The organism is Devosia sp. MC532 (assembly GCF_016461625.1).
Lineage (GTDB): Bacteria > Pseudomonadota > Alphaproteobacteria > Rhizobiales > Devosiaceae > Devosia.
Window position 1 is genome coordinate 66,391 of record NZ_JAEMNZ010000009.1, and the last position, 25,996, is coordinate 92,386.

The 25,996-nt window shown below is 58.9% G+C and carries 32 protein-coding genes; 13 read left to right on the forward strand and 19 right to left on the reverse strand.

The annotated features are described in order from the left end of the window. Positions 1 to 21: 21 nt before the first annotated feature. The 6 genes from JHC09_RS12195 to JHC09_RS12220 all read right to left on the reverse strand — a co-directional run bounded on the left by JHC09_RS12195 (position 22) and on the right by JHC09_RS12220 (position 3,931). Entirely contained in the window at positions 22 to 621 is a 600-nt protein-coding gene (locus JHC09_RS12195; RefSeq protein ID WP_199532148.1) for a glutathione binding-like protein, read from the reverse strand. Between the two features lie 99 nt (positions 622 to 720). Continuing rightward, a complete protein-coding gene (locus JHC09_RS12200) occupies positions 721 to 1,152 on the reverse strand; it encodes a PACE efflux transporter (RefSeq protein ID WP_169195553.1) in 432 nt (143 codons plus the stop codon). A 148-nt stretch (positions 1,153 to 1,300) separates the two neighbouring features. Beyond that, a complete protein-coding gene (locus JHC09_RS12205; RefSeq protein WP_199532149.1) occupies positions 1,301 to 1,915 on the reverse strand; it encodes a 50S ribosomal protein L11 methyltransferase in 615 nt (204 codons plus the stop codon). Between the two features lie 4 nt (positions 1,916 to 1,919). Continuing rightward, on the reverse strand, positions 1,920 to 2,387 hold the full coding sequence (locus JHC09_RS12210; protein ID WP_199532150.1) for a YbaK/EbsC family protein: 468 nt from the start codon (positions 2,385 to 2,387) through the stop codon (positions 1,920 to 1,922). A 7-nt stretch (positions 2,388 to 2,394) separates the two neighbouring features. Next, positions 2,395 to 3,027, reverse strand: coding sequence for an MOSC domain-containing protein (locus JHC09_RS12215; RefSeq protein WP_199532151.1), 633 nt, complete (start codon positions 3,025 to 3,027; stop codon positions 2,395 to 2,397). Position 3,028: 1 nt separating this feature from the next. Then, positions 3,029 to 3,931 carry a polyprenyl synthetase family protein gene (locus JHC09_RS12220; RefSeq protein WP_199532152.1) on the reverse strand — a complete coding sequence of 301 codons (903 nt, stop codon included), beginning with the start codon at positions 3,929 to 3,931 and terminating at the stop codon, positions 3,029 to 3,031. 89 nt (positions 3,932 to 4,020) lie between these two features. Here JHC09_RS12220 and JHC09_RS12225 point away from each other — a divergent pair, with 89 nt between their 5' ends. The 3 genes from JHC09_RS12225 (at position 4,021) to fumC (ending at position 6,574) form a co-directional block, all read left to right on the forward strand. After that, positions 4,021 to 4,731 carry a transglycosylase domain-containing protein gene (locus JHC09_RS12225; RefSeq protein WP_199532153.1) on the forward strand — a complete coding sequence of 237 codons (711 nt, stop codon included), beginning with the start codon at positions 4,021 to 4,023 and terminating at the stop codon, positions 4,729 to 4,731. Between the two features lie 139 nt (positions 4,732 to 4,870). Beyond that, the gene (gene rpmF, locus JHC09_RS12230) at positions 4,871 to 5,050 is read left to right on the forward strand and encodes a 50S ribosomal protein L32 (RefSeq protein ID WP_169195547.1); all 180 of its coding nucleotides are present in this window, start codon (positions 4,871 to 4,873) and stop codon (positions 5,048 to 5,050) included. Between the two features lie 129 nt (positions 5,051 to 5,179). Further along, complete coding sequence (gene fumC / locus JHC09_RS12235) at positions 5,180 to 6,574, forward strand: class II fumarate hydratase (RefSeq protein WP_199532154.1); 1,395 nt, start codon at positions 5,180 to 5,182, stop codon at positions 6,572 to 6,574. Between the two features lie 87 nt (positions 6,575 to 6,661). Here the strand turns inward: fumC and JHC09_RS12240 are convergent, their stop codons facing one another. Both JHC09_RS12240 and JHC09_RS12245 read right to left on the reverse strand, forming a co-directional pair. Continuing rightward, on the reverse strand, positions 6,662 to 7,015 hold the full coding sequence (locus tag JHC09_RS12240; protein ID WP_199532155.1) for a hypothetical protein: 354 nt from the start codon (positions 7,013 to 7,015) through the stop codon (positions 6,662 to 6,664). Positions 7,016 to 7,113: 98 nt separating this feature from the next. Next, positions 7,114 to 7,677 (reverse strand): NAD(P)H-dependent oxidoreductase, encoded by a 564-nt coding sequence (locus JHC09_RS12245; protein WP_199532156.1) that lies wholly within the window; start codon positions 7,675 to 7,677, stop codon positions 7,114 to 7,116. Between the two features lie 223 nt (positions 7,678 to 7,900). On the opposite strand from JHC09_RS12245, the gene JHC09_RS12250 reads away from it, so the two are divergent. After that, on the forward strand, positions 7,901 to 8,722 hold the full coding sequence (locus JHC09_RS12250) for a sugar phosphate isomerase/epimerase family protein (RefSeq protein WP_248309005.1): 822 nt from the start codon (positions 7,901 to 7,903) through the stop codon (positions 8,720 to 8,722). Positions 8,723 to 8,789: 67 nt separating this feature from the next. Here the strand turns inward: JHC09_RS12250 and JHC09_RS12255 are convergent, their stop codons facing one another. Continuing rightward, positions 8,790 to 9,674, reverse strand: coding sequence for a sugar phosphate isomerase/epimerase family protein (locus JHC09_RS12255; protein ID WP_199532157.1), 885 nt, complete (start codon positions 9,672 to 9,674; stop codon positions 8,790 to 8,792). A gap of 110 nt (positions 9,675 to 9,784) precedes the next feature. Here JHC09_RS12255 and JHC09_RS12260 point away from each other — a divergent pair, with 110 nt between their 5' ends. Together JHC09_RS12260 and JHC09_RS12265 are read left to right on the forward strand one after the other, a co-directional pair. Beyond that, the gene (locus JHC09_RS12260) at positions 9,785 to 11,269 is read left to right on the forward strand and encodes a GMC oxidoreductase (RefSeq protein WP_199532158.1); all 1,485 of its coding nucleotides are present in this window, start codon (positions 9,785 to 9,787) and stop codon (positions 11,267 to 11,269) included. 18 nt (positions 11,270 to 11,287) lie between these two features. After that, positions 11,288 to 12,349 (forward strand): Gfo/Idh/MocA family oxidoreductase, encoded by a 1,062-nt coding sequence (locus JHC09_RS12265; protein ID WP_199532159.1) that lies wholly within the window; start codon positions 11,288 to 11,290, stop codon positions 12,347 to 12,349. A gap of 44 nt (positions 12,350 to 12,393) precedes the next feature. Here JHC09_RS12265 and JHC09_RS12270 read toward each other — a convergent pair whose 3' ends face one another. Continuing rightward, positions 12,394 to 12,873 carry a VOC family protein gene (locus tag JHC09_RS12270; protein WP_169195540.1) on the reverse strand — a complete coding sequence of 160 codons (480 nt, stop codon included), beginning with the start codon at positions 12,871 to 12,873 and terminating at the stop codon, positions 12,394 to 12,396. A 168-nt stretch (positions 12,874 to 13,041) separates the two neighbouring features. Here JHC09_RS12270 and JHC09_RS12275 point away from each other — a divergent pair, with 168 nt between their 5' ends. Further along, a complete protein-coding gene (locus tag JHC09_RS12275; RefSeq protein ID WP_349236465.1) occupies positions 13,042 to 13,491 on the forward strand; it encodes a hypothetical protein in 450 nt (149 codons plus the stop codon). A 68-nt stretch (positions 13,492 to 13,559) separates the two neighbouring features. Here the strand turns inward: JHC09_RS12275 and JHC09_RS12280 are convergent, their stop codons facing one another. Both JHC09_RS12280 and gloB read right to left on the reverse strand, forming a co-directional pair. Then, positions 13,560 to 13,820 carry a hypothetical protein gene (locus tag JHC09_RS12280; RefSeq protein WP_169195539.1) on the reverse strand — a complete coding sequence of 87 codons (261 nt, stop codon included), beginning with the start codon at positions 13,818 to 13,820 and terminating at the stop codon, positions 13,560 to 13,562. Positions 13,821 to 14,028: 208 nt separating this feature from the next. Next, positions 14,029 to 14,796 (reverse strand): hydroxyacylglutathione hydrolase, encoded by a 768-nt coding sequence (gene gloB / locus JHC09_RS12285; RefSeq protein ID WP_199532160.1) that lies wholly within the window; start codon positions 14,794 to 14,796, stop codon positions 14,029 to 14,031. A 97-nt stretch (positions 14,797 to 14,893) separates the two neighbouring features. On the opposite strand from gloB, the gene JHC09_RS12290 reads away from it, so the two are divergent. The 3 genes from JHC09_RS12290 (at position 14,894) to JHC09_RS12300 (ending at position 17,745) form a co-directional block, all read left to right on the forward strand. Beyond that, complete coding sequence (locus JHC09_RS12290; protein WP_199532161.1) at positions 14,894 to 15,625, forward strand: methyltransferase domain-containing protein; 732 nt, start codon at positions 14,894 to 14,896, stop codon at positions 15,623 to 15,625. 87 nt (positions 15,626 to 15,712) lie between these two features. Beyond that, positions 15,713 to 16,804, forward strand: a complete 1,092-nt coding sequence (gene hisC / locus JHC09_RS12295) for a histidinol-phosphate transaminase (protein WP_199532162.1) — start codon at positions 15,713 to 15,715, stop codon at positions 16,802 to 16,804. After that, a complete protein-coding gene (locus JHC09_RS12300) occupies positions 16,804 to 17,745 on the forward strand; it encodes a prephenate/arogenate dehydrogenase family protein (RefSeq protein ID WP_199532163.1) in 942 nt (313 codons plus the stop codon). Before hisC ends, JHC09_RS12300 begins: the two co-directional genes overlap by 1 nt. Here JHC09_RS12300 and JHC09_RS12305 read toward each other — a convergent pair. After that, positions 17,742 to 18,713: a DUF2125 domain-containing protein gene (locus tag JHC09_RS12305; protein ID WP_199532164.1), complete on the reverse strand. Its 972-nt coding sequence runs from the start codon at positions 18,711 to 18,713 to the stop codon at positions 17,742 to 17,744. The two genes, JHC09_RS12300 and JHC09_RS12305, sit on opposite strands and share 4 nt — an antisense overlap. A 118-nt stretch (positions 18,714 to 18,831) precedes the next feature. Between JHC09_RS12305 and JHC09_RS12310 the strand changes: the two genes are divergently transcribed. Continuing rightward, complete coding sequence (locus JHC09_RS12310; RefSeq protein ID WP_199532165.1) at positions 18,832 to 19,368, forward strand: gamma-glutamylcyclotransferase; 537 nt, start codon at positions 18,832 to 18,834, stop codon at positions 19,366 to 19,368. A gap of 1 nt (position 19,369) precedes the next feature. On the opposite strand, the gene JHC09_RS12315 is transcribed toward JHC09_RS12310, so the two are convergent. The 4 genes from JHC09_RS12315 to ftsE form a co-directional block, all read right to left on the reverse strand. Further along, positions 19,370 to 19,696: a hypothetical protein gene (locus tag JHC09_RS12315; RefSeq protein WP_169195532.1), complete on the reverse strand. Its 327-nt coding sequence runs from the start codon at positions 19,694 to 19,696 to the stop codon at positions 19,370 to 19,372. Positions 19,697 to 19,803: 107 nt separating this feature from the next. Then, positions 19,804 to 20,622, reverse strand: coding sequence for a lysophospholipid acyltransferase family protein (locus JHC09_RS12320; protein WP_199532166.1), 819 nt, complete (start codon positions 20,620 to 20,622; stop codon positions 19,804 to 19,806). 72 nt (positions 20,623 to 20,694) lie between these two features. Beyond that, positions 20,695 to 21,624, reverse strand: a complete 930-nt coding sequence (locus JHC09_RS12325; RefSeq protein WP_169195530.1) for an ABC transporter permease — start codon at positions 21,622 to 21,624, stop codon at positions 20,695 to 20,697. Continuing rightward, entirely contained in the window at positions 21,617 to 22,279 is a 663-nt protein-coding gene (ftsE, locus tag JHC09_RS12330) for a cell division ATP-binding protein FtsE (protein WP_169195529.1), read from the reverse strand. The genes JHC09_RS12325 and ftsE overlap by 8 nt, the downstream gene beginning before the upstream one ends. A gap of 327 nt (positions 22,280 to 22,606) precedes the next feature. Between ftsE and JHC09_RS12335 the strand changes: the two genes are divergently transcribed. Together JHC09_RS12335 and JHC09_RS12340 are read left to right on the forward strand one after the other, a co-directional pair. Next, the gene (locus JHC09_RS12335; protein ID WP_248309006.1) at positions 22,607 to 23,419 is read left to right on the forward strand and encodes a hypothetical protein; all 813 of its coding nucleotides are present in this window, start codon (positions 22,607 to 22,609) and stop codon (positions 23,417 to 23,419) included. 8 nt (positions 23,420 to 23,427) lie between these two features. Next, positions 23,428 to 23,838 (forward strand): response regulator, encoded by a 411-nt coding sequence (locus JHC09_RS12340; RefSeq protein WP_169195528.1) that lies wholly within the window; start codon positions 23,428 to 23,430, stop codon positions 23,836 to 23,838. Positions 23,839 to 23,850: 12 nt separating this feature from the next. Here the strand turns inward: JHC09_RS12340 and lysA are convergent, their stop codons facing one another. Beyond that, positions 23,851 to 25,110 (reverse strand): diaminopimelate decarboxylase, encoded by a 1,260-nt coding sequence (gene lysA / locus JHC09_RS12345; RefSeq protein ID WP_199532168.1) that lies wholly within the window; start codon positions 25,108 to 25,110, stop codon positions 23,851 to 23,853. 73 nt (positions 25,111 to 25,183) lie between these two features. Further along, positions 25,184 to 25,897: a gamma-glutamylcyclotransferase gene (locus tag JHC09_RS12350; RefSeq protein ID WP_199532169.1), complete on the reverse strand. Its 714-nt coding sequence runs from the start codon at positions 25,895 to 25,897 to the stop codon at positions 25,184 to 25,186. Between the last annotated feature and the right edge of the window lie 99 nt (positions 25,898 to 25,996).

Genomic DNA, 25,996 nt, shown 5'->3' on the forward strand with positions numbered 1-25,996 from the left:
TTGTTTGGCTTGGCGTGCGCCTTAGATCAGGCCTTCGGCCTTGAGCGTTGCCAGAACGGCTGGGCGGGCACCAACGGCGGCCATCAGTGCGCCAACGCGTGGGAAGGCTGCAAAGTCGAGGAGCTGGCGGCCCCAGTTGATGACTGTGAAGGCATAAGCGTCAGCCTGGGTGAAGTCACCGAGGAAATATGGGCTGGCGTCGGTGAGCGTTGCTTCGATCTGGCCAACACGACGGTTGATTTCACCGATAACGGCGGCCTTTTCTTCGTCCGAGAGATTTGGCTTGAACAGGCCACCGAAAGCCTTGTGCGTGTCGCCAATGATGCCGAGCGCTTCTTGGAGACGCGCGCGTTCGATCGAGCCGTAAGCAGGCTTGAAAGCGGCGATGTCGGAGTTGTCGCCCAGATACTGCAGAATTGCAGGGCCCTGCGAAATAACGGTGCCTGGAGCCACTTCGAGCGCCGGAACAGCACCACGTGGGTTCAGCGCGAGAAAATCAGCGCCGCTTTCGGTTGTCTTGGCGCGCAGGTCGACCTTTTCAATGCTGAAAGTGCCGCCGATTTCGTTCAGAACAATATGCGAAGCCAGCGAGCAAGCGCCTGGCGTATAAAACAGCTTCATTTGATACCTAACCCAGAACTACGCCGTCCTTAGACGGCGCAGCATAGGTAGGTGATTAATCTGTGTTCAGCCAGATGCTGCGACAGTTTGATCGAGAAATTACGCGTTACCTTCAGTCCACTCGGGGAGCGGGAAAATGCGGTCGTAGGCCCAGTTAAAGACCAGCGCGTAGATCATGTAAAAAATGGCGAGGGCCAGATCCATGATGAAGGCGTCGAGTAGCGAAATCTGCAGGTACCAAGCGATGGGTGGCAGCATGATCGCGAGCAGGCCGACTTCAAAGAAGATCGCGTGAAAGACGCGGATCAGCTTGGTCTTTTCGGTTGTGCCCCGGAAGCGCTGCATGCCGTGGTCGAACATCAAATTATAGATGTAGTTCCACAGCATAGCGACGGTGGCGCTGGCGATAACGATGACCATCGAATCGCCGCCCTCCAAATGGAAGGCGAAGGCCGCGAGCGGGGTCGCGAGCAAAATGCCGATGAGCTCGAAAGAGATGGCGTGGCGGATACGATCACGTGTGGTGCGCATGGATGACCCCATGGTTATCCGGGCCGTCCCGGTACACAAACCAAACTGGAAGAGGTCGTCCTCTTGAGCTGGCGATATAGGAGGATTGCGACATATTGGCAAGTTTTGGCCGGGCAAGGCCGATATGCGCGAGGGGGAGGGAACCTTCTTAGTGGCGCTCGATGAGCGCGAAAATCCCCGATGGGACGGGGGATTTTGCGCCCATGTCTGGCACAGAATAGCGCGCGATCTCGCGCATGGCGTCAGCGGGTCGGGTGGATCGATACGGATCGCCGATCAGAACTTGCGTGCCGGTTTGGGCAAGGGCTTGAAGGAGCGGCAGGACGGCTGCGGCGCTGTCCTCGTCATAAAAGACATCGCCCGCGACGACGATGTCGGTGTGGAGCAAGGTTGGGACGAGGGTGAGGGCAACGCCATTGGCCTCGGCGTTAAGCGTGGTTGCCACTTGCGCCAATGGATCTGGGTCTAGGGCGAAGACCGCAGCGGCGCCCAGCTTGGCAGCGGCTATGCCCACCAGGCCTGAGCCCGAGCCGAGATCGAGAACAGTTTTACCAGCAACCAACTCCGGATGGGCTTTGAGATGAAGGGCCAGCGCGGCCCCGCCAGCCCATGCGTAGGCCCAATAGGGTGCGGCTCGGTGGCCATAGGCCTCAAGCCAAGCGGCGAGGCCGCTATGGGCATTGGCTTGATGCAGAACAATGTCGGGCCAGAGGCTCAAAGGCTGAAGCGGAAGCTTTTGCGCAATGAACTGCTCTGGGCTCATCGCGTTACTCGGGCAATTGGGCCGCATCGACCCAATTATTGCCGCAGAGCTCGGCAAGGCGCTCGACGGTCAGGCGCACCGAGGAATGGGTGCTGCCGCCTGCGGGGATGACCACGTCATAAATCTTGAGCGAGGTATCGAGATAGATTTTGAGCGGTGCGGGCAGGCCAAAGGGGCAAACGCCGCCAACTTGATGGGAGGTGAGACGAAGCACGTCTTCAGCACCCAACATGCGCGGACGGCCGCCAAAGGCGGTTTTGGACTTTTGGTTGTCGAGCCGGGCATCGCCACGCGTGACCAGCAAGAACTCTTCGTCTTTGACTTTGATGCAAAGCGTTTTGGCGATCTGTCCGGGTTCAACGCCATGGACTTCGGCGGCCAGCTGAACAGTTGCAGTGGAGTCTTCGGTGACGATGACGGCAAGGTCTGGGGCGCGGGCGGCGAGGTCCGCTTGGACAGATTCAAGGCTCATGGAAAACTCAGAATAGTCGGTTCAAATTGGTTTCGTATTTTTCGCGCGTCTTTTCCCGCAGTGGCGTGGTGAGAGCGCGGCGCATGAAATCGTCGGGGATGAGGGCAACACCATCATAGCCCATGATTTCGGCGGTGGTGATTCTTTCGCCAGAGTAGGGGGTGATGGTGACATCCATGCCTGCTTGTACGGTTCCCGGGGTGATCACACGGCAATATGCGCCGGAGCGTCGGGCTTTTTGGAAGCGTTTGACCCAAGCAGGATTGCCCATGCGGGCCGAGAAGGTACGGCAAGGCTTGCGGTAATAGGTCACCTCAAGAACGAGTTCGCCAATGGTGAAGCGATCGCCAATGGCACAGGTGAGGCTATCGGTGCCCGAGAGGGTGAAGTTTTCGCCAAAGAGACCGGGCTCGGTGGCGACGCCTTGGCTTTCCCAGAAAATATAGTCCTCTTGGAAATAGACGTAGATCGCCTGGTCAGCACCGCCGTGGTGACGGCGGTCGGCGATGATGTCTGTGGCGATGCCTTCGCGGGTGATGGCGACGGGGCCTTCGACCGGAAGCTTATAGATGCCCGTCAGCGTCTGGGTGCCGGGAATGTTGCGCGGGACGCCGACATTGACGCTGAGGAGCTGAGCCAAGTTATTTCTCCCGTGAGGCAAAATAGCGGGCGGTGGCGCGCAGGCCGTCGGCCTTGGGGCCAAAGGTGCGGAGACACCCAACTGCTTCATTGACGATTTGCGCCAGCGCCTCGCGCGCGCCATCGACGCCCAGACGAGCGACGAGGGTTTGCTTATTCTTATCGGCGTCCTTGCCCGTGGCCTTGCCCATGGTTTCAGCGGTGGCGGTGACGTCTAAAATGTCATCGGCAAGCTGGAAGGCGCGGCCTGCGGCTTCTGCATAGGCTGTGAGGGCGGAGAGAGCGCGCGGTTCAGCACCACCGAGAATCGCGCCCATGCGGACGGAGGCGCGAATGAGCGCGCCGGTCTTCATCGCCTGCATGGTGGAAATCTCATCCGGGGTGAAGCCGCCCTTTTCCCCTTCGATGTCGCGCATCTGCCCGCCAACCATGCCGCCAGCACCAGCGCCGGAGGCGAGCTCGGTGACAAGGCGAATACGCACCGTGGGGTCTGCGTGGCAGGCTTCATCGGCCAGCATGGAAAAGGCGTGGGTAAGGAGCGCGTCGCCCGCCAGAATCGCTGTGGCGTCGTCATAGGCCTTGTGGACCGTGGGGCGGCCGCGACGCATGTCGTCATTGTCCATGGCGGGCAGATCGTCGTGGATCAGCGAATAGCAATGGATCATTTCAACGGCGAGGCCCGCGCTCAGCGTCGCCTCTTTGGGCACGGAGAAAATGGCCGCGGCCTGACGCACCAGTAGCGGGCGCAGGCGCTTGCCGCCTTCGAGTGCGCCGTGGCGCATGGCCTCAACCAGGCGATCGGCAGGAATACCCGGTCCACTCAGCTGAGTGGCCGTTAGATATTGCGAGAGGCCGGCTTCAACGGCGCGGGCGCAATCAGCGCTATCGGCAGAAAAATCGTACATGGCTCGTTGCTAGCCCGAAGGGGGAAATACAGCAAGAGGCCGGGGTGGCACGGGTTTGCAGGACCGAGAGGTTCTTTTAAAGAGGGGGAATGTCCAAAGGCATCAAATCACTATTTAGAGCCCTCAAAATACCGATGATCATTCTCGGGGTGTTGATCGCCATTCCCGTGGTGATGACGCCGATCTATCTGGTGGTGCCGCCCATTTCGGTGCCGATGATGGTGCGCGGGGTGACGGGGCAACCGGTGACGCGGGTGTGGCGCGATATTGACGATATTTCGGACCGCTTGAAGGCCGCGGTGATCCTTTCCGAGGACGGGCAGTTCTGTCGGCACTGGGGGGTCGATATGAGCGCGTTGAGAATCGAGATCGACAATTACTTTGCAGGCAAACCGACCCGCGGCGCTTCGACGCTGACCATGCAGGTGGCGCGCAATCTCTTCCTTTGGAATGGGCAGAGCGCGGTGCGCAAAGCGCTCGAGGTGCCGCTGGCGATGTATATCGATCTGGTCATGCCCAAAAAGCGGATCATGGAGATCTATCTCAATATCGCCGAATGGGGACCGGACGGGGAATTTGGTGTGGCAGCGGGCGCTAACCGGGCTTTTGGGCGGGAGCCGCAGAATCTGGACTGGCGCACGGCGAGCCTTTTGGCGGTGACACTGCCCAATCCGATCGTGCGCAATCCGGCCAATCCCAATCGCGGACTCAGCCGCGTGGCGGGGATTGTGCAGCAACGTACCCAAGAATATGGGGCCCGGGCGTCCTGTGTGGGGCAGGGCGGGCAGCTCTCACTTTAGTGCAAAGGCCCGTGTTTTGAGTCAGAAACCCCTAGCCAAGGGTGGTTTTCTGATCTATAGACCGCACCAATCCTGACAGAGATAATCTCTCTGGGCCGCTAGTTGGCGGCACAACGATATTGAATTCGGAGTTCCGACCATGGCAGTGCCAAAACGCAAAACTTCGCCAATGAAGCGCGGTTTCCGCCGCTCGCATGACGCGATTGCAAACCCAACCTATGTCGAAGACAAGGATTCGGGCGAGCTTCGCCGTCCGCACCACGTTGATCTCAAGACCGGCATGTACCGCGGTCGCCAGATCCTCGCGGTCAAGGGCTAAGCCGAAAGGCGGTTTGGCGCAGATGCGCTAGATTTGATATTAAACGGTCGATCCAGTGATGGGTCGGCCGTTTTTGTTTACCCCCACCGCCACAAGAAGCGGTGTTTGCAAACAGTTTGGAGAAGGCAAATGAGCACGCGCGTCGAATCGGACACCATGGGCACAATCGAGGTTCCGACCGATAAGTATTACGGGGCACAGACGGCGCGTAGCCTGATGAACTTCGATATCGGCGGGGAAAAGATGCCCGTCGAAATCATCCGTGCCTTCGGCATTCTGAAAAAGGCGGCGGCGCTGGCCAACCACAAGCTGGGCCTGATGGATGCGGCAACGCGCGACCTCGTGGTTGCTGCGGCCGATGAAGTCATCGAAGGCAAGCTCGCTGACCACTTCCCGCTCGTTGTCTGGCAGACCGGCTCGGGCACACAGTCCAATATGAACGTCAATGAAGTGATCTCGAACCGCGCCATTGAAATGGCGGGCGGCGTCATGGGCTCCAAGAAGCCTGTGCACCCGAACGATCACGTCAATATGAGCCAGAGCTCGAACGACACCTATCCAACTGCGATGCATATCGCGGCGGTGGAAGCGGTCGAGAATTATCTCTACGAACGCGTCGAGCTGCTGCGCAACACGCTCAATGCCAAGTCCGAAGAGTTCATGGATGTGGTCAAGATCGGCCGCACGCACTTGCAGGACGCAACCCCGCTCACCCTTGGTCAGGAAATCTCGGGCTGGGTGGCGCAGATCGACTATGCGCTCGACGCTATCAAGAAGACCATGCCGCAGCTCAAGGAGCTGGCGCTGGGTGGCACTGCTGTTGGGACCGGGCTTAACGCCCATCCAGACTATGCGGTGACTGTGGCGGCGGAAATCGCGGCGCTGACCGGGCATGACTTTGTCACTGGCCCGAACAAGTTCGCGCTGCTCGCGGGGCACGACGCTTTCGTTGGCACCTCGGGCGCGCTCAAGCAGCTCGCTGTCGCCTTCATGAAGATCGCCAATGACGTGCGTTGGTTGGCTTCGGGTCCTCGCTCGGGTCTGGGTGAAATCACCATCCCAGAAAACGAGCCGGGCTCTTCGATCATGCCTGGCAAGGTGAACCCGACTCAGTCGGAAGCCATGACCATGGTTGTGGCTCAGGTGATGGGTAATGACGCGGCAATCGGCTTTGCGGCTTCGCAGGGCAATTTCGAGCTCAATGTCTTTAAGCCCGTGATCGCTTACAACTTCCTGCAGTCCGTGCGTTTGCTGGCGGATGCGGCCAAGTCGTTCAACGACAATTGCGCCATCGGCATTGAGCCAGACCACAAGCGCATCAAGCAGCTGGTGGACCAGTCGCTGATGCTGGTGACGGCGCTCAACCGCAAGATTGGCTATGACAATGCGGCCAAGATCGCCAAGACCGCTCACAAGAACGGTTCGACCCTGCGTGAAACCGCGATTGAACTGGGTCTGCTCACCGGCGAAGAGTTCGACGCTGAAGTGAAGCCAGAACAGATGGTCGGCCCGCTCAAGCGCTGACTTTTAGATTTTTGCATTCGGGCTTCCATAGGGATCCGAATGTGCTGATCAAAAAAATGCCGCTCCGTAAGGGGCGGCATTTTGCTTTTAGGGCATGGGGTAGGGCGTGACGAAGGGCATGATGTCGACGCCACTGCCGGGGAAGATGGCAAAATGCGGGTGGTCAGCAAAAATGGCTGCGGCGGCATCAATCGTTTCGGCCTCGACAACGATATAGCCGCAGATGTCATTTCTGGCCGGAGCAATGCCGGAGCCGGACGCGCGCAGGGTGCCTCCCACCATGCCGCCCTTATCAACGATCATGGCCGCATGGGTCTTCTCCCAAGCTTCCCACGCCGGGAGCCCCTGATCGTCCACGGCGTTCTGCTCTTCCTCAGGGCGTTCGCGGAAGCGGTCGAGGTCTTCTGGAGTCATCGTATAGACTGCTAGAAAGTGAGGCATTCTGGCCTCCTCAGCTTGGTTTGGATGCGTGATGCTAGGGCGGCAAACGCAAGTTGTCACGCAAACAAAAATGCCGCCCGGAGGCGGCATCGTTCAGTTTAGGCGCGCATTGGCTTGAGCGCTGCGGCCCATTTGGCCAGTTCGTTGAGCTGAAGCGTCATGCCGTCGATCATGGGCTGGTTTGGCGTAAACACACCGTCCTGCATGAACTGCGGGAACATCGGCACGGGCACCACCTGCGGGATGGCGTGCACATTGACGTTGCTCAGGAGGGTGCGCAGGGTCTGCGCTGAGCGCAGGCCCGCAGAAACGCCGCCATAGCTGACCACGCCCGCGCATTTATAGGCCCACTCGTTCATCAGCACCTGAATGGCGTTGATGGTGACGGCGGGGGTGAAGAAATCATATTCCGGGGTCACGAAAATGAAAGCATCGGCCGAGCCGACGATGGCCGACCAGTTCTTGGTGTGCTCGAAGGCGTAGGTCTGCAAGCGTGGATGCGTTGCTTCATCGAGGAACGGCAGGTTCACTTCAGCCAGATCGACAATCTCGACATTGAATTGGCCGTGGGCAATGGCGCTTTCAGCAACCCAAGCAGCAATTTTGGGGCAGACACGACCGGGGCGGGTGCTGCCGATGATGATTTTAAGATTAAGCGACAAAAAACTCGTCCGTTCAGGAGATCGGATAGAAGGAAAGGGGGATTGAGACAGCGATATGGCTGGGCGGTGGAGAGAGGACAAGAGAGCTCAGCCTGCGACAAGAGCGCACTGTTGGGCGGGGACGTTCCAATTGGGGAAGGAGACGGTAAGTGTGGTTTCAGGCTTTCAGACCTCGGCCGGAGCGCATTAGGGTTAGGGCGACGCAGAACCAGAGTTTGTTGCTATGACCACTCCCTCTTCCCGCCCAATGGCCAAGACCAGCCTCAAATGGTCGATGATCGAAGAAGATCTTTCGATTGCAGACAAGTTCCGTCTGGTCGCTGATCTCGGTTTTGATGGGGTTGAGCTGGACGCGCCCAATGATCTGCCGCTGGCGGAAGTGCTGGCAGGACGCGATGCGACCGGCGTGGCTATTCCGGGCGTGATCAATTCGGCCCATTGGCCGACCCCGCTTACCGACCCTGATCCTGCGGTGCGTGACGCCTGCGTTGCAGCGAGCATTGAAGGCATGAAGCAGGCCAAGGCCTATGGCGCGGAAACCATGTTGTTGGTGCCCGGCGTCGTCAATGACAAGACCAGCTATGCAGCGGCCTATGACCGCGCTGTGGAAGGCATTGATCGCCTGCTGCCGCATGCCGAAGAGATCGGCATCAAGATCGCGCTTGAAAATGTCTGGAACAATTTCCTGTTGAGCCCGCTCGAAGCCGCGCATCTGATTGATGGTTTTGAGAACGACCATCTGGGCTGGTATTTCGATATTGGCAATGTGCTGCGCTATGGCAATCCATGTGACTGGATTGAAGCGCTGGGCACACGCATCATGCGCCTCGACGTCAAGGAATATAGCCTTGCCAAGATGAATGCCGAAGGCCCGTGGAAGGGCTTTGAGGTGGAACTGGGCGAGGGTGATGTCGATTGGGCAGCGGTCAATGCCAGCCTTGCCAAGATCGGTTATTCCGGCTGGGCTTCGGTTGAAATGCCGGGCGGCGACCGCAGCCATCTCGCCGATATGAAGGCGCGGTTTGACCGCCTGATCGCGCTTTAAGCGCTGGTCTCGTGACGCGCCTTGCCTCTTTCAAAGAAAAACCCCGCTGTCGTGGCGGGGTTTTGTTTTAGGCGGCGGGTGATTGGCGCAGAAACCGCCTGAGGTTGTTGAGGCCATGCTCGCAGCCAAACAGGGTTGGATCGCCCCCTTCATATTCGAGCGAGACAAAACCATCATAGCCGGAGGCGATGACCGCATCGGCAAGCGCCTGAATGTCGAGATCGCCATAGCCCAGAACAGAGCCGCGAATGAACTCGCCCCCTGCGGTTTTCAGCCAGCCCGGACCGGGCTCGGCTTGACGCATATAGAAATCTTTGAAGTGGACGAAGCTGGCGAGCGGCAGGGTGCGCTTGGTGGCGACATAGGGATTGTCGTCAACGCAGAGGAAATTGCCGACATCGACGGTGAGCTTGAAATTGGGGTGGTTGACCAGATGATGGAGACGCGTGAGGCGCTCGGCCGAAACCATGACGAAGCCGTGGTTTTCAACGCTGGTGACGACATTCTTGCTGGCGCCATATTCGGCAATCTCGCGGCAGGCATCGGCGAGCATTGGGTAAGCGTTTTCAATGGCCTGAGTGTCGGCCAGACGATTGCCCCAAATGACGATGTCATGGCGCAAATAGTTGACGCCGAACCGCGCGCAAAGATCAACATAGCGTTTTACTTTGGCGATCTCCTCGGCGCGATTTTCGCCCAACATGTCTGCGCCAAGGCAGAAGCCGGAGATGGGAATGCCGGTGCGCGCAACGGCTGCTTCCAGCGCGAGAAGAGTTTTTTCATCGCTGGCAAGATCATAGGTCGATCCTTCGCCGGGTGGGGCGAAGCTGAAGGTTGCGATTTCCAGGTGCTCGGCGCCATTTGCGCTGAGCCAATCGAACAGGCCATCGACGCTTAGGCTGCCGTTCGCGAGCAGGGGGAGGAAGCTATAAGAGGACATACCGATCTTCATCAGCGCGCTCCGGGAATAGAAATTATCGCATTAGTTTCAGTTGGCTACTTTACATCGAGTTTGCACAATTGATACCAATTTCATACCAGCGTTTTGATGGAATTCGTTTCATGTCTTCTTTCTCCACCGACGTCGTCATCATCGGTAGCGGCCCCAATGGGAGCGCCTATGCGCGCGTGATCCGCAACAATTGGCCTGAAGCCCGCATCGTGATGGTGGAGGCTGGCCCTCAAATCCTTCCGGAAGTGGGCGGGCACCTCGACAACGTGCTGGATTTGGAAAAGCGCGCTGAGCTGGAAACGCTGGCGCAGGGCGCCGATCGCAGCCGTCGCTTGTCGATCTCCAAGGAAGAATGGGAAGCCCGTCGCGCGGGTGGTTTCGATGCCTCGCTGCTGCGCCGCTCGGGCCTGTTCATCGCCAATGAGGGCGATGATGGTCAGGGGCTGTTCGCAGGCTTCTCGGCGGCAAACGTCGGTGGCATGGGGACAAAGTGGTCCACCGGCACGCCAACGCCATCGGAAACGGAACGCGTTCCGTTCATTGCAAGCGATGTGTTTGACGCGGCTGTCGCCGACGCAGAAATGCTGTTGGGCACCAACAAGGACCCACGCGCAGGCGACGCAGTCGCTGCGCAACTGCGCGAGCGCCTGGGGGCAGAATTTAATCCGGGCCGGAACGAAGATCGCACAGTGCGCCCGATGCCGCTGGCGGCAACGCCAAAGGACGGCGATCTGTTCTACCACGGCACCGATGTGATCCTGGGCGATCTGGTCCAAGAGCCAAAGGAACGCTTCCAGATTTTGGCGGAAACCATTTGCCGCCGCGTCATTCATGAAAATGGCCACGCAACTGGCGTTGAATTGGTCCGCGCGGGCGAGAGCGACAGCTTCGTTATTACGGCCGCGACCGTGGTTGTTGCCGCCGATTCGTTGCACACGCCGCAGATCCTTTTTGCCTCGGGCATTCGCCCAGCGGCGCTGGGGCGATATATCAACGATCACTACATGATCTCCCAGATTGCTGAGTTCCAGAGCAAAGAGCCTATGCGGGCGATGAACTGGATCCCAGCGACCAAGGATTTCCCCTTCTCGGTGACGATTGCGCAGACCAGCCTAAGCAGCATGCCCGTCAATGAAGAGTTTTCGGGCTATCCAGTGGGCATGGGCGTGTTTGTGCCGGCCGATGTCGACGCGAACAATCGCATTGAGTTTGACGAGAACAATCTCGATTGGCACGGCCTGCCGTCGATCTCGATCAAGTGGAAGCAATCGGCAGCGGATCTGGCGCGTATCGAGTATGCTAAGGAAACCGCCTTGCGCATTGCCAATATCATTGGTCGTCCAGCGCCGGGCTTTGCCACGATCCAACTGCCAGTGGGCAGCTCGCTGCACTATCAGGGCACGATCCGCATGGGCGAGGCCAATGACGGCACCAGCGTTTGCGACGCCACCAGCAAGGTGTGGGATTTTGACAATCTCTATGTCGCGGGCAATGGCGTGATCCCGACCATGACCGCAACCAACCCCACATTGTACTCGGTGGCGCTGTCCACTCTGGGCGCGCGTCAGATTGCTGCCGCTCGTCGCACTCTTTAACTTTTCGGGAGACCCTTCATGACCGCAACACCGCTTAAAGTACTGGTGGTTGGACTAGGCCAAATGGGTCGTAGCCATGCATTGGCCTATCATAGCCACGAAGGCTTTGAGATTGTGGGTCTGGTGAACCGCTCGGCACCGAGCAATCTTCCGGAGGATCTGGCCTCTTATCCGCTGCGTACGGACTACGCAGCGGCATTGGCTGAGTTCAAGCCGGACGTTGTCTCGATTGCAACGCATACCAATACCCATGCTGACTATGCCGTAGCGGCGATGGCAGCGGGCGCGCATGTGTTCGTGGAAAAGCCGTTGGCGGCAACGGTCGCGGATGCGCGTCGCGTGGTGGCGGCGGCCGAGGAGTATAAGCGCAAGCTGGTGGTGGGCTATATTCTGCGTCACCACCCGTCGTGGACGACGCTGATCGAGCAGGCCCGCAAGCTCGGTGGGCCTTATGTGTTCCGCATGAACCTCAACCAGCAGTCGAGCGGGGCGGCTTGGGACATTCACCGTTCCATCATGCAGACGACGTCGCCCATCGTTGATTGTGGCGTGCACTATGTCGACGTCATGTGCCAGATCACCGATGCCACCCCGGTGGAAGTGCGTGGCATGGGCGTGCCGCTGGCCAAGGGCCTGCCGGAAGGCATGTATAATTACGGCCACTTCCAGGTGCTGTTCGATGATGGGAGCGTGGGCTGGTATGAGGCGGGCTGGGGGCCGATGATGTCGGAAACCGCGTTCTTTGTGAAAGACGTGATCTCGGCCAATGGCTCGGTGTCCATCGTCATGGATCAGGGCGCGGCCTCGGCCGATATTAACGCCCACACCCAGACCTCGCGCATTCTGGTGCATCACGCTGGGCTTGATGCGGACAACAAGCCGCTCAAGGCCGACGAGTGGCTCGATATGCATGGAGAGCCGGACCATCAGGGGCTGTGTGATCGCGAGCAGGATTATCTCTATCGTGCGATCACGGAAGACTATGATCTGACGCGCCATATGAATGACGCGGTGGCTTCGCTCAATATCTGCATTGCTGCAGACGAGAGCGTGCGGACCGGGCAAGCTGTTAAGCTTTAAGAGTTTTGCGGGAGGGGCTTTGGTCCCTCCCGTTTTTTATGTCCCTACCCGCGGCGGGCGGCGTCGATGGCGGCGACGTCGATTTTCTTCATGGTCATCATGGCTTCAAAGGCGCGGCGGGCTTCGTCGCCACCCGCTTGCATGGCTTGGGTGAGGGTATCGGGCGTGATCTGCCACGAGACGCCCCAACGATCCTTGCACCAGCCGCACATGCTCTCCTCGCCGCCATTGCTGGTGATTGCATTCCAATAGCGGTCCGTCTCTTCCTGGTCCTTGGTGGACACTTGCATGGAAAAGGCTTCCGAGTGCTTGAAGGTGGACCCGCCATTGATGCCGATGCAGGGAATACCCATGACCGTGAATTCTACGGTGAGAACGGCACCGGCCTTGGTCGATGGATTGTCGCCGGGGGCACTGCGGACGGCGTGGATATGGGTGTCGGGGAAGGTGGCCGCATAGAATTGGGCCGCTTGCTCTGCCTCGGTATCGTACCAGATGCAGACAGTGTTTTTTGGAGTCGTCATTGTCGTCTCCTCCTGCCGGAATGGCGTTTGTAGGCTAGCAGAAGATTTTTGGCTTGGTCACTCGGTTTCTGGGAGGGGGTGATCAATCCTGGTCGCTGAGCGGCGTGGGAAGCCTTTTCCAGCCGCGCGGCGTTTGCTAGGGAAGACTATCAAGGCGCGGAGAGCGAGATGAGCGAAACAGTGATGATGCCAAGTCGTTCGGTGCGGGCGCACAAGGGACGGTTTATTCCGCCACTGCTGGTCGTCCCCTTTGTGCTCTACAATATTGTGGTGTTCATTTTCTTTGGCGGGAACCCGGCCAATTGGAATTTTGGGCTGTTCTCGCTGCCCATGCCTTCGGGCATGCCTTGGGCGATAACCGCCGGCGACTTTCTGGCCGTGATCGGGATTTTGCTGCTGTTCTTTGAGGTGCTGAAGTCCACGCGCACGGCACAGGCTTCCATCGTTGAGCACATGCTCTCGATGGCGCTGTTCATTTTGTTTTTGGTGGAGTTTTTGCTGGTCGGAGCGGCGGCGAGCTCGGTGTTCTTCCTGCTCATGGTGATGAGCCTGATCGACGTGGTCGCCGGATTTACCGTTTCGATCACCAGCGCCAGCCGCGACGTGGAAATGCACTAATCCACGGCGGTACAGATTGGACGAAACTGGCGCCTCAGGGCGCCATTTTTGTCTGCGGAGTGGAAGTGTTAAGCGACGACAGTCTTGCGATAGCCAAGCGGCATGCGGCGGTCGGCCATGCTCATGCCGCGACCATAGGCACCGACGGCGCCTTCTGCCGTATTGGTGCGGCGATGGCGCTGAGGCGGCAAACGATCACGCGCTGCGATCAGCTGCGAGACAAATTCGGGGGTTGGCGCGCAGTGCGGTGAAGACGAACGGGCGCTCAGCTCACTCTGGAAAGAGTAAACCACCGGCGTATCTGTATCGAATTCGGGCAGTCCGGGCATAAATCGCTCCATTTTGGGCCCGCTGTTCCATTTTGGAACATTCTTACGCGTGCCTTACCCAGTTAGGGGCAAGTGCTGTGCCAGATGGTAACGATTTGTTAAGAATTAGCTAGACGGGAGTTCGCTAAAAACCGCTTAAAACTGTCTTTGTGCGCCGTATGGACAGAAAAATAGGCCGGTGGATTGCACCGGCCTAAATCTAGTTTGATTAGAAAGTGTCTTTGCCCTTGCGGATGGCGCCAAAGACTTCGCCTGCATCTGCGCCCGAAAGGCCATAGAACTGCGCCAGTTCTGGAGCATCGGCGCGTAAGAACGGGTTGGCCTTCTTATCTTCGCCGAGGTTGAACGGAATGGTTGGCTTGCCAGCGTCGCGCAGAGCGGTGACTTCGGCAGCGCGGGCCTGAAGCGCCGCATTGTTGGGGTCGATCGAGAGAGCAAAGCGCGCGTTCGAGGCGGTGTATTCATGGCCGCAATAAACGAGCGTTGCGTCGGGCAGATCGCGCAGGCGCTTAACGCCGTTCCACATTGGGCCAGGGGTGCCTTCAAACATGCGGCCTACGCCGAGCGAGAAGAGGGCGTCGGCAGAGAAGAGGTGACCGCCTTCGGCATTGTAGAAGACGATGTGACCGAGCGTGTGGCCGGGGGTAGCGAACACCTCGAACGTGGCATCGCCGACCGAAACAATGTCGCCTTCGCCGACGAGTTCATCGAGGCCTTCGATCTTGTCAGCTTCGGCCTTTGGACCAATGACGCGCGCGCCATAGCTGGCCTTGAGATCGGCGATAGCTTCGACGTGGTCGATGTGGTGGTGGGTGATGAGAATATCGGTGAGGGTCCAGCCGCGTGCCTTGAGCGCCTTTTCGATGGCGGCGGTTTCGGGCGCGTCGATGGCTGCAGTGCGACCTGTGGCCTCGTCATGCACGAGATAGCCGTAATTATCGTCACGTGCGGGGAAGACATCCACGATCAAAGCCATTGCGAACTCCTAATTTGACTGGCCGCACGCTAGGAAGTCGTGGTCACGATGACAACCGGGATTGGACAAGAGCGCGCGTGTTTCCTAAGTTTAACGCATGAGTTCGGATGTCGCTCGCCTTATCGCTTATTATAAATCGCCTTTGGGGCGGCTTTCGCGCGCACTTGTGCGCGAGCATGTTGTGGCTTTGGCTGGCGACGTGAAGGGAAAACGCGTGTTGGGGCTTGGCTTTGCCACACCCTATATGCGCTTTGCTCTCGAGCCTGCTGAGCGGGTTCTGGCCTTTATGCCGGCGCGGCAGGGTGCTTCATCCTGGCCGCGCGAAGGTCCGTCTCGCACGGTGCTGTGTGATCCGCTGGAAATGCCACTGACCGATGCGGCCATTGATTTGACCATTGGCATTCACGCCCTTGAGCATGTGGCGGACGCCGAAGAACTGATGCGCGAGTTGTGGCGGATCACAGCGCCGAACGGGCATCTCATTTTGGTGGTGCCAAGGCGACGGGGCATGTGGGCGCAAAGGGACAACACGCCCTTTGGTCAGGGAAACCCGTATTCGGGTGGGCAGATTGAAAAGCTGCTGCGTGACCATAGCTTTGTGCCAGTGGCCTGGCGCGATGCGCTGTTCGTGCCGCCGATTAATTCTAAGCTGATGATGCGCTCAACGCGTTTTTGGGAAGGGGCAGGGCGCGTCGTCGGCTCGGCCATGAGTGGGGTGATTTGCGTGCGGGCGCGCAAGGAGGCTTTTCCAGCTGTGCCGCGCCGCATCAAAGAAACGCGCTATGTGCGCGTCCCCAACTTAAAGACGGCAACCGCACGCTCGGGATGATTGCAGGATTGTGCCACAGAGGCTTTGCCTTTGGCTCTGTGTTTGCATATGGTCCGCGCGGCTTTCCTGCCTAATCAGATGACCAATATGTCCGAAAATAAGCGCCCGACGCCGCAAGCCGGCATTCTCGACATTGCCCCCTATTTGCCCGGCAAGTCCGGTGCGCCGGGGAGCCATGCGATCAAGCTTTCTGCCAATGAATCCCCGCTCGGCGCCAGCCCAAAGGCTATCGAAGCCTTTGCCGCTATGGCCGACAAGCTGGCGATTTATCCTGAAGGCTCGTCCAAGATTTTGCGCGAGGCGATTGGTGAAGTGCATGGCATCGACCCAGCGGCAATTGTCTGCGGCAATGGCTCGGACGATATTTTGCACCTGTTGGCGCAGATCTACCTTGGCGAGGGCGATGAAGCGGTGATGAACCGCTATGGTTTTTCGGTCTATCCGATCATCACCAAGGCGACCGGCGCGCAGATCGTAATGGTCGAGGAAACCGATTATACGGCTGACGTCGATCTAATCCTTGCCGCTGTGACTGAGCGCACAAAGGTGATTTGGCTCGCCAATCCGAACAACCCGACCGGCACCTATCTCACCGACGCTGAAGTGCGCCGCCTGCATGCGGGTCTGCGTCCCGACATTTTGCTCGTTATCGACAGTGCTTACGCCGAGTATGCGACGGCCGCCGACTATTCGGTTGGGATCGAGCTGGTGCGTGAATTCGACAATGTCGTGATGGTGCGCACCTTCTCCAAAATGGGGCTGGCTGCGGCGCGTATTGGCTGGATGGTTGGTCCTGACCACGTCATCGACGCCATGCACCGCATTCGTGGTCCGTTTAACGTCAACCTGCCCGCGCAAATGGCCGGGGCCGCAGCGATGCGCGACGTTGAGTTTACCGCCCAGCTCAATGCGCACAATGCCAAGTGGCGCGACTGGCTGACCGCTGAACTGAGCGGCAATGCCATGCGCGTGCTGCCAAGCCAGGCCAATTTCATCCTTGTGCTGTTTGAGACCAAGGAAGAGGCTGCGGCGGCGTTTGAAACGCTGCTGGCCGCAGGCTATGTCGTGCGTGAAGTGGGCAAATCCTACGATATTTGGAACGGCATCCGCATTTCTATCGGCTCGGAAGAGGCGATGCGCGCCGTGGCGCAGGTGCTTAAAGAGTTTAAGGGGGCGTAATGGCGGCGCAGTTTAATAAGCTCGCGCTGATCGGCATTGGCTTGATCGGCTCTTCCATCGCGCTGGCGGCTCGTCGTCATGGCTTGGTCGACACCATTGCGATTGCAACCCGCAAGCAAGAGACGCTGGATGAGGCCAAGGCGCTCAACCTTGGCGATATCTATACGCTCGACAGCGCCGAGGCCGTGAAGGGCGCAGACCTCGTTATTCTGTGCGCGCCGGTTGGCACCTATGCCAAGCTGGCTGAAACCATTGCACCACACTTAGAGCCGGGCGCGATCATTTCGGACGTTGGTTCGGTCAAAGAGCACGTTCTCAATGCGGTGGGACCATACCTGCCCGACACAGTGCATTTTATTCCCGGGCATCCGCTTGCGGGTACTGAACACTCGGGGCCATCGGCTGGCTTTGCGGAGCTCTTTGTTGGCCGTTGGTGCGTGTTGACGCCGGGCGAGGAAGTGCCACAGGCAGAAGTCGACAAGCTCATCGGTTTTTGGCAGGGCATGGGTTCCAATGTGGAATGCATGGACGCGGCTCACCACGATATGGTGCTGGCGATTACCAGCCATATTCCGCATTTGATCGCTTACAATATTGTGGGCACGGTGGCCGACCTTGAGGCTTCGACGAAGTCCGAGGTGATCAAGTTCTCGGCGTCGGGTTTCCGCGATTTTACCCGTATCGCGGCGTCTGATCCGGTGATGTGGCGCGATATTTTCCTGACCAACCGTGACGCGGTTTTGGAAATGCTCGGACGCTTTTCAGAAGATTTGTCGGCGCTTCAGCGCGCTGTTCGCACCGGCGATGGGGCTTCGCTGGAAGCGCTCTTTACCCGCACGCGGGCCATTCGCCGGTCGATCATCAATGCGGGTCAGGAAACGGCCGCTGCCGATTTTGGGCGCGCTCATGAGGCCGCGCCCAAAACCGACGATAAGGCTTAAAACAGCGGCGGGATGGCGGCGACAGGCACAAGCCCTGCCGACATGCCGCCATTGGCAAAGGTTAGAACATTGGTGTGTCGGCCGTTTTCGCCCGGCACACCCAGAACCAGAGTGCGCACAGGTTCTTCCAGCATTACGCCCAAGCGCTGCGCTACACCCTCAGAATCAATGGTGATCGAGCCTGTTGGATAGCCTGCAGCGTCCAGCGTCAGCTCGCCCGTGGCGTTGAGATCGCCCTCAGGATCGCTTGCGCGAAGGCCAACGAGCTTGAGCGTGCCGCCAGCCTGCTGCCAATCGGGCAGGAAGGGGACGGCGCCGAGATTGCGCAGATCATCCGGTAGGGCCGAGAGTTCGGCTTCCAATTCGGCATTGGTCTGGGTGACGTTAAAGCCGGGGGCTTCAATATCGGCAAAGCGCAGATAGGTGGCGACCGAGGCGCGCTTGGTTTCGGTGTTGTGCGCTTCGGGAATATCGAGCAGATGCAGTTCGGCCTTGGAGCTGGTGGCGATAGTGCGATCACCAAAAAGCTGATCGGCCCAAACGAGATCGTCGGCGATCAGCGAAATGCGGCCAATGCGCCAATCCTTGAGGCGAATGCTGGCCTCAAGACCGGACCAGGCAAGGCTCTGCTCGGAGCCGGTGAAGGCGTCGGAAATCGTGGCCGGGCCAAGCGCTGAAACGCGGGCATTGGTTGGGCTATAGACAAAGGCTGTGGCGCGGACGGCTGGAATTTTGGTTAGCACGTCGCCGGTGACGACACTGGCATTGCGGCAATCAATGGCAAAGCTGGACGGGAAACCCGTGATGTCGAGCGTTTCGCACACCAGCTGCGGTGCGGTCTCGCCATCATTATAGGCGAGCAGGCCGATCTGCTCGCGCAGTTGGCCCGAAATGTAGAACCAGACGCCGGTCCAAGCCAGCAGGACGAGCAGGACAACGCTGCCGAGAATGATGATTCGCTTCTTCATATCTTCTTCTTATCTGGCGCTGACGGCGCTTGCATCACTGTGATGCTTGCACTGCATTTGTGTCGCTGGCGGGTCTGGATTACCATGATGGTCAGTTCAAGCATGGTAGTTCGACTGAATGCAAACACGATGGGTCTTTGGCTATGGTTCGCTGATTTGGAACCCTGGTTTTTCTTTCGTGTCGTCGCAGCTGGGCATGCTTCGCGGAGCGCATCGCTCGCTCTCTATCATCTCGCATCATCATCGCGGAACGCCGGATGTGCCCGGACTTGTGTTTGGGCTGGCGCGGGGTGGGTCGTGCCGGGGCATGGCTTTTGAGGTCAGTGAGACGGTCTGGGATGAGGTGCGGGCCTATCTTGATGCGCGCGAACTCGTCACCTCGGTCTATCGCGATGTTTGGCGGCCAGTGACGTTGGCTGATGGGCGGCGGGTGAGCGCCTTAGCCTATGTCGTCGATGAGGCGCATGAGCAGTTTGCGGGCAGCTTGCCGGTTGCGGAGCAATTGGCAATCATCCGCGCGGGTGTCGGAATTTCGGGCCGCAATGTCGACTATGTGATCAACACCGCCAATATGCTGAGCCAGCTGGGGATCAGAGATAAGCGTTTGGCGGACATTGTTCGCCAGCTGCAAGAGGCCAATAGCGCTGCGGCGTAAGCTAGGCGGCGTGTTGGTGGGCAGGACCTGGCGTGCCGACTAGATCCCACACCACGGCTTGCGCATTGTCTGGGCAATCCATGGAAAAGGCGTCGGTAGCGTTTTCAAGAGCCTGACGGAATTTGGCGCGGCTTGAGGTGTCGACGATCAAATCATCGGCCGTTCCAGCCCAAGCAATGACCGAGCCTTCGGCTAAAACATAGAGCGCGGCGGTATTGAGGCTGAAGCTTGAGAGATTTTCGGGAACGAGGCCATAGTCTCGGCCGGACCGGCCAAGCCAATGTGTGACGGTCGCTTTGTCTTGCTCGTTCCTATCAACACACGCCATTTCGCGAACCCATACAAACTCACGGAACAAAAGTAGAACAAATTTGACGCAAAGTCAAAGCATGTTCTGTGATGTGTCTACCTATATGGTTCGCTTCCGGATGGAAATCAAGATGTAGTGTTTTTTGCGTTGTGGAGTGCTGCTAATCGTTGTTTGAGCTGACCATCGAGGGGACGGTTGAGCCCTTCAGCTTCCGCTTCGAGGATCAAACGATTGGTTTCTGCCTCAATGGCGGAGCGCAGGCGGTCCATGAACACCTCGGGACTGAGGCCGGGCTCAATCGGCGCGAGAAAGCGGGCTTTGGCTGTACCGGGCCAGATGAGGAGGCTGTTGCGGCCCCAATAGAGGCCGGAATTGAGGGCGACGGGCACGACGGGGACATTGAGCTGGGTGTACATGCGCACGATGCCTTGCCGGTAGTCCGGCGGGGCGAGGGGGGCTTTGCGCGTACCCTCGGGGTAGATGACGATCTGGCAGCCGCGCTCGATGGCTGCGCGCGAATCTTGCAGCATCAGAGGAATGGATTCGGCGCCACGCTGACGGTCGACCTCGATGCAGTCGATGGAGCGCGCGGCCCAGCCGAAAAAGGGGATCCGCATCAGCTCTTTTTTGGCGATGAAGGCAGGCCGCGTGATGTGGGGGAATAGCCCGAAAATATCCCAATCGGATTGGTGCTTGGAGGCGATGATGCAGCCGCCGGGGGGGATGTTTTCGGCGCCCTCAACATCGGTTTTAACCCCGACGATGGTGCGCAGATAAACGAGGTTGGACGCGCACCAGAAACGGGCAATGGCAGTGCCGACGCGCGTGCGCCCTGCGATGACTGCAATGGTGCCCAAGATCAGCGCCAGAACTACGGTTTGACCCAAAAACACCACATAAAACAGGGCGGTTCGGAGGGCCTGGATCGCGGTTCTGATCGACATGTGGGTTGCCTTGTCAATGGCTGGTGCTGCCTCGTCATAGCGTGACGGGCAGCACTTGGCGAGGCATTTGGATTAGGACGCTTCGCTGAGATAGCGACGAACGGTGATGCGCGAGGTGATGGCTGTGAGGACGGCAATAACCGGCACAACGGCGATGACCCAGCCGATGCCATCTAGGCCGAGGATGAATTGGCCAAACAGAGCATCCATCTGCGCTGTCGCTTCCGAGGGTAGGACTGAGCTGGCAGCTGTGCCTACGAGGAGGAAGAAGACGATCGCGAGGAGCGCGCCCAAGAGGCCGCCTTGCAGGCCAATAGAGAGGAAGCGTCCCTGAAATTCGCCAGCGATGAAGCGATTCGATGCGCCGATAAAATGCAGCACATCGACGATTTCGCGGTTCGTCGCCATCGCGCCGCGGGTGGCAAAGACAATGGCTAGAACCGTCGCAACGCCAATGAGGCCGAGCACCAGCAGACCAGAGAACACGACGGTGCCGGCCATGGTGTTGAGCTGTTGACGCCAAGCGGCGTGTGTATCGAGGCTTGCGCCATTGATGGCTTGCAGATTGCGCGAAAGCTGTTCGACGTCGGCCAAGTTTGGATCAGAGAGCTGAACCACAACCAGACGCGGAATGGCGATGGTCGACAGGTCGAGCCCTGCGCCCAGCCAAGGGGTGAGGAGGGCCTCGCTCTCGGCAAGGGTCAGCGCGCGGGCATTGGCAACGCCGGGGGTGGATTGGGCCAGCGACACGGCGGTGCGCAGATTGCTGTCCATCACCTCGCCCTCAACCGGGCGGATCTGGATGGTCAGTTCGCGGCCAACATCGGCGGACCATGCAATGGCGGACTTTTGCACCAGCACGACGCCACCAAGGGTCACGGCCGAGAGGAAGGCCATGATGGTGATGAGCAGAAGGAGGGTGCGCCCGGCGACGGATTTTTCCGGCACGATTGGAGCGGCACCGGTGCGGCGCGGAACGAAGCGCAGAAGCTGCTTAACCATGGATGGCCAGCTCCCCCTTGTTGAGAACCATGCGCGGATAGGAGAACCGATCGAGCAGGGGCAATTCGTGGGTGGCCAGAATAATGGTCATGCCCAGGGTGCGATTGAGCTCGGCGAACAGGTGCACGAGGCGGCTCGAGAGTTCGGGATCGACGTTACCGGTCGGCTCGTCTGCCAGAAGAATTTTGGGGCGTGCAATCACCGCGCGGGCAATGGCGGCGCGTTGTTTTTCGCCGCCAGAGAGAAGCGTAGGATGGGCGTGCATGCGCTCGCCAAGACCAACCCATTCGAGCAGCTCGGTCACATTGGGGCGGTATTCGCTTTCGGGCTGGCCGAGAACGCGCAGCGGCAGGGCCACGTTTTCGAAGGTGGTCAAATGATCGAGCAGGCGGAACTCCTGAAACACGATGCCGATATGGCGGCGCATTTGCAAAAGACTATCCTGATCGAGATTGCCCACGTCTTCGCCAAACATGGTGACTTTGCCGCGCGACGGCTTCAGCGACAGCAGCAAGAGGCGCAAGAGGCTGGTCTTGCCAGAGCCCGAAGGGCCCGTGAGAAAGTGAAACGAGCCTGGCTCAATGGAGAACGACAGGTCTTTCAGGATCTCCGGGCCATGGCCGTAGCGCAGACCCACATCGGAAAACTCGATCAAGAACGGATGCTCCCCAGCTGGTCCGGTGGTGCCAAAAAGGCGAATCAGCCTTTCGGCCATCATAGCAGCGTCGTGTAGCCGACGCGGTGTTAGGCAAGTGTTTCGACGGGGGAAACGGCACAATTGTGGTGATGACGTCGCTTTAGCGAGGTTTGAGGAGTTTTAACAAGTGGGCATTAGGGTCAATGCGACTCCATGTGAAAGCCACTCGGCGCGATGATTATTTCTTGTCCGCATTGCCAGACCAAATACCAGGTGGCGTTTGACGCCATAGGGTCGGCTGGCCGTAAGGTAAAGTGTGCCCATTGTCGGCAAGCTTGGGATCAAGTGCCAGTCAATGAAGCCCCTGCAATTCCTGAGGGAATCAAGTTCACTGATCTGGCTGAAGACCTGCTCGATGAGGCCATGGCCGAGGCGGCCAAAATGCGCAGCAGGCGAAAGACCACCGCATTGGTTGAGGCGATTGCCGAGCCCGTTGCTCCTGTTATGCCCGACGAATCTGTCGGTGAGACGACTGTAGACCTGACTATGCCCCCGCCAAATGCCGCCGAATTAAAACAACGACAGGCGGAATTTTCTCGCCGCCAAAATGCTTTAAGTTCTCGCCTGCCGCTTGCCCGCATGCGCCGTGGTGCGCGCCTGACGAGTGTTTTGCTGCTCAGCGCTGTGTTGTGCACTGGCTATTTTGCGCGCGTACAATTGGTCGAACGGTACCCGGGACTGGCTGGCCTTTATTCCAGCATCGGGCTGGGCGTGAACACTGTTGGTTTGGAATTTACCAAGTTGCAGACGCTGCGGAGCCTTTCGCAGGGTAAGGACGTTCTCTCAGTCTCGGCGCAAATTGTAGGAATTGGCCGAAAACCTGTCCCGGTGCCTCCGGTAGTGGTCAGTCTCTTGGATAGCAGTGGACGAGCTATTTATGAGTGGAGTGTCAATCCGCGCGTGCCCGACCTTATGGCTGGGGAAACAGCGACGTTTGACACGCGACTAACGCTGCCACCAGCTGATGCGCAACGCGTGCGCTTGAGCTTTGCCTCCACAGGGAGCGCTGTCCGTCCGGGGACAGACCAGACATCACAGGCGGCCGTGCCGCAAGTGGTTCAACCTATTGCTCATGCCGGCATTTCGGCAACGAGGTAAAGAACAGCATGGCACGCATTCTTGTTGCAGAGGACGATCCATCGGTCCGCGCCTTCGTCGAAGCTGCTCTGAAAATGAGAGGCCACGAGGTTGTGGCTGAGGAAGATGGTGAGCTGGCGGCGGAAACGCTGGACGCCGAAAATGGCGCGTTCGACCTGCTGCTGTCAGATATCAAGATGCCGGTGTTGGACGGCATTGCCTTGGCGCAGCGCGCAGGGGCGAGCTATCCTGAGCTGACGATTTTGTTGATGACAGGATTTGCAGATCAGCGCGAGCGCAGCCGTGGGCTTGAGGCGCTGATCTACGATGTGATTCCAAAGCCGTTTACGCTTGTCGACCTTTTGGCTAAGGTTGATGATGCCTTGGCGGGTGTTCCCGTTGAGGTGATGTCGCTGGGCCAAAGGGCCCAAGCGATCTAACCCCCAAACTGATTACAGCCAGTCTGGCACGCTATCGAGCGCGAGCAGCTCATCAATGCTCTTGCGTGGACGGATGACGTGCCAGCGGCTGCCATCAACCAGGACCTCGGGCACAAGCGGGCGCGAGTTATAGGTTGAGGCCATAACAGCGCCATAAGCACCCGCACTCATCACGGCCAAAAGGTCGCCTTCAACGACGCCCGGAATGGTCCGGTTGGTGGCGAGGTAATCGCCGGTTTCGCACACGGGGCCAACGATGTCGCCCGTGATTGGGGCTAGGTTGGAGTGGTTGACCGGGACGATGTCGTGGTGGGCTTCATAAAGCGTGGGGCGGATGAGGTCGTTCATCGCCGCATCGACAATGACGAAGTCCTTTTCGCCGCGCTTCACATATTCCACCTTGGTGACCAGAATACCGGCATTGCCGACGAGCAGACGGCCCGGCTCAATAACGAGGGAGCAGCCGAGCTGGCCGACCTTGTCTCGTACGACAGCGGCGTAAGCATCTGGATGAGGCGGCAGTTCGCCATCGGCCGAATAGGGGATGCCGAGGCCGCCACCGACGTCGACATGCTCAATGGTGTGACCGTCTTCGCGCAAAGCTTTGACCAGCTCAGCCATGAGGCCAAAGGCATTGCCGAAGGGTTCTAGGTCGGTGATCTGGCTGCCAATGTGCATGTCGACACCAACAGCCTGAACATTGGATAGCGCAGCGATGCGGTTATACACTTCACGAGCGCGCTTGTAGGGAATGCCGAATTTGTTTTCGGACTTACCGGTCGAGATTTTGGCGTGGGTGCGGGCATCAACGTCTGGGTTGACGCGCACGGAAACGCGAGCGGTGAGGCCAAGATCGGAGGCGACAATGGACAGGCGCTCAAGCTCGGGCTCGCTCTCGACGTTGAAGCACTTGATGCCCGCTTCTAGGCCGCGACGCATGTCCGCAATGGTTTTGGCGACGCCAGAAAAGACGATCTTGTTGGCCGGGATGCCAGCGGCGAGCGCGCGTTCCAGTTCGCCAAGCGAGACAACGTCGGCGCCACAGCCTTCGGCGGCCATGAGCTTGAGAACGGCCTGATTGGAATTGGCCTTCATGGCATAGGCCAGGGTCGTGGGAATGCCTTCAAACGCCTTCTGAACCACAGCGACGTGGCGGCGCAGAGTGGCGCTGGAATAAACGTAGAAGGGAGTGCCGACCTCCGCCGCGAGTTCGTTGAGATTGACGTCCTCGGCAAAGAGGGTGTCGTTGCGGTGATGGAAGTGGTGGACCACGATAGTTCCCCAAAGGCGGTAGTTTGGGAAACCTCTACGGCAAGCTCGCAGAAAACGGAAGCGGCCGTGTGCTCTAGCGCTCGTAAACCGCCTCAATCCGCTCAGCGACCATGTGTTGCAGCCGCCACATATGGGGATCGTGAATGCCCATGTCTTCGAGATGGCTGACGGTGGAATAGAGGTAATCGGCCATTGAGCCGCGGGTGCCTGTGGCGGTGGCCAGCATGTCGGCGATTTGCTCTTCGCTCAGGCCCGAAACATAGCGCCCAGAATGGCGATCAATGCAAAACGTTAGAGCGCGCACGGTGCGGTCGCCGGATTTGACCTTGACCCAGCGCGGGGGGAAAGAGCTCGGAAGCCAGCTCATCTCACGCTCCAGCAGCTTTTGGACGTTCTCGTCCCGCGCGTCGGGCGGCAAACGATAGAGCGCGCCATTGCAGGCGCCGCCGCGATCGAGCGCCAGCATCAGGCCGGGGTTTTCCGGGCTGCCGCGAAAGCCAGTGTTCCAGCCCAAGCAGAAGCGACGGTGCCAACCATGCAGTCGGCCGGTTCGCACCTCGACATAGTCGCAGGCTGGTCGCCAGATGAGAGACCCATAGGCAAAGACCCAGGTTTCCTCGTGGTGGTCCGCTTCGGAGAACAGATGGGCGATGGCGGCATCATAATCGGCCTGCGTGGCTTCGCGCATGCCCACCGGAGGCTTGGGCAGGGTGACATCAATGGTCGCGGGCTGGAGATGGGACACGTGACGCGGGGTAAGGCGCATCTGTCGGGTACGAGAGAGCATGTTACGCGACCGTATAAGCTGTTGGATATGCTCAAGCTATGGTTCTGGGCTCGATTTGCAAGACCGCTGGCGTGAACAGTCTGTCACCAAAAATAAAGC

What these genes read in the sequence shown, in the direction of transcription:
- JHC09_RS12205 (WP_199532149.1), bottom strand. Translation starts at nt 1,915, where the DNA reads ATGAGCCCAGAGCAGTTCATTGCGCAAAAGCTTCCGCTTCAGCCTTTG.
- JHC09_RS12325 (WP_169195530.1), bottom strand. Translation starts at nt 21,624, where the DNA reads ATGGTTAAGCAGCTTCTGCGCTTCGTTCCGCGCCGCACCGGTGCCGCT.
- JHC09_RS12310 (WP_199532165.1), top strand. Translation starts at nt 18,832, where the DNA reads ATGCAAACACGATGGGTCTTTGGCTATGGTTCGCTGATTTGGAACCCT.
- JHC09_RS12290 (WP_199532161.1), top strand. Translation starts at nt 14,894, where the DNA reads ATGAGTTCGGATGTCGCTCGCCTTATCGCTTATTATAAATCGCCTTTG.
- fumC (WP_199532154.1), top strand. Translation starts at nt 5,180, where the DNA reads ATGAGCACGCGCGTCGAATCGGACACCATGGGCACAATCGAGGTTCCG.
- JHC09_RS12225 (WP_199532153.1), top strand. Translation starts at nt 4,021, where the DNA reads ATGTCCAAAGGCATCAAATCACTATTTAGAGCCCTCAAAATACCGATG.
- JHC09_RS12280 (WP_169195539.1), bottom strand. Translation starts at nt 13,820, where the DNA reads ATGCCCGGACTGCCCGAATTCGATACAGATACGCCGGTGGTTTACTCT.
- JHC09_RS12260 (WP_199532158.1), top strand. Translation starts at nt 9,785, where the DNA reads ATGTCTTCTTTCTCCACCGACGTCGTCATCATCGGTAGCGGCCCCAAT.
- JHC09_RS12305 (WP_199532164.1), bottom strand. Translation starts at nt 18,713, where the DNA reads ATGAAGAAGCGAATCATCATTCTCGGCAGCGTTGTCCTGCTCGTCCTG.
- JHC09_RS12255 (WP_199532157.1), bottom strand. Translation starts at nt 9,674, where the DNA reads ATGAAGATCGGTATGTCCTCTTATAGCTTCCTCCCCCTGCTCGCGAAC.
- JHC09_RS12250 (WP_248309005.1), top strand. Translation starts at nt 7,901, where the DNA reads ATGACCACTCCCTCTTCCCGCCCAATGGCCAAGACCAGCCTCAAATGG.
- JHC09_RS12315 (WP_169195532.1), bottom strand. Translation starts at nt 19,696, where the DNA reads ATGGCGTGTGTTGATAGGAACGAGCAAGACAAAGCGACCGTCACACAT.
- JHC09_RS12200 (WP_169195553.1), bottom strand. Translation starts at nt 1,152, where the DNA reads ATGCGCACCACACGTGATCGTATCCGCCACGCCATCTCTTTCGAGCTC.
- JHC09_RS12240 (WP_199532155.1), bottom strand. Translation starts at nt 7,015, where the DNA reads ATGCCTCACTTTCTAGCAGTCTATACGATGACTCCAGAAGACCTCGAC.
- gloB (WP_199532160.1), bottom strand. Translation starts at nt 14,796, where the DNA reads ATGGCTTTGATCGTGGATGTCTTCCCCGCACGTGACGATAATTACGGC.
- hisC (WP_199532162.1), top strand. Translation starts at nt 15,713, where the DNA reads ATGTCCGAAAATAAGCGCCCGACGCCGCAAGCCGGCATTCTCGACATT.
- JHC09_RS12340 (WP_169195528.1), top strand. Translation starts at nt 23,428, where the DNA reads ATGGCACGCATTCTTGTTGCAGAGGACGATCCATCGGTCCGCGCCTTC.
- JHC09_RS12350 (WP_199532169.1), bottom strand. Translation starts at nt 25,897, where the DNA reads ATGCTCTCTCGTACCCGACAGATGCGCCTTACCCCGCGTCACGTGTCC.
- rpmF (WP_169195547.1), top strand. Translation starts at nt 4,871, where the DNA reads ATGGCAGTGCCAAAACGCAAAACTTCGCCAATGAAGCGCGGTTTCCGC.
- JHC09_RS12320 (WP_199532166.1), bottom strand. Translation starts at nt 20,622, where the DNA reads ATGTCGATCAGAACCGCGATCCAGGCCCTCCGAACCGCCCTGTTTTAT.
- JHC09_RS12270 (WP_169195540.1), bottom strand. Translation starts at nt 12,873, where the DNA reads ATGACGACTCCAAAAAACACTGTCTGCATCTGGTACGATACCGAGGCA.
- JHC09_RS12210 (WP_199532150.1), bottom strand. Translation starts at nt 2,387, where the DNA reads ATGAGCCTTGAATCTGTCCAAGCGGACCTCGCCGCCCGCGCCCCAGAC.
- JHC09_RS12195 (WP_199532148.1), bottom strand. Translation starts at nt 621, where the DNA reads ATGAAGCTGTTTTATACGCCAGGCGCTTGCTCGCTGGCTTCGCATATT.
- JHC09_RS12265 (WP_199532159.1), top strand. Translation starts at nt 11,288, where the DNA reads ATGACCGCAACACCGCTTAAAGTACTGGTGGTTGGACTAGGCCAAATG.
- JHC09_RS12275 (WP_349236465.1), top strand. Translation starts at nt 13,042, where the DNA reads ATGAGCGAAACAGTGATGATGCCAAGTCGTTCGGTGCGGGCGCACAAG.
- JHC09_RS12300 (WP_199532163.1), top strand. Translation starts at nt 16,804, where the DNA reads ATGGCGGCGCAGTTTAATAAGCTCGCGCTGATCGGCATTGGCTTGATC.
- JHC09_RS12220 (WP_199532152.1), bottom strand. Translation starts at nt 3,931, where the DNA reads ATGTACGATTTTTCTGCCGATAGCGCTGATTGCGCCCGCGCCGTTGAA.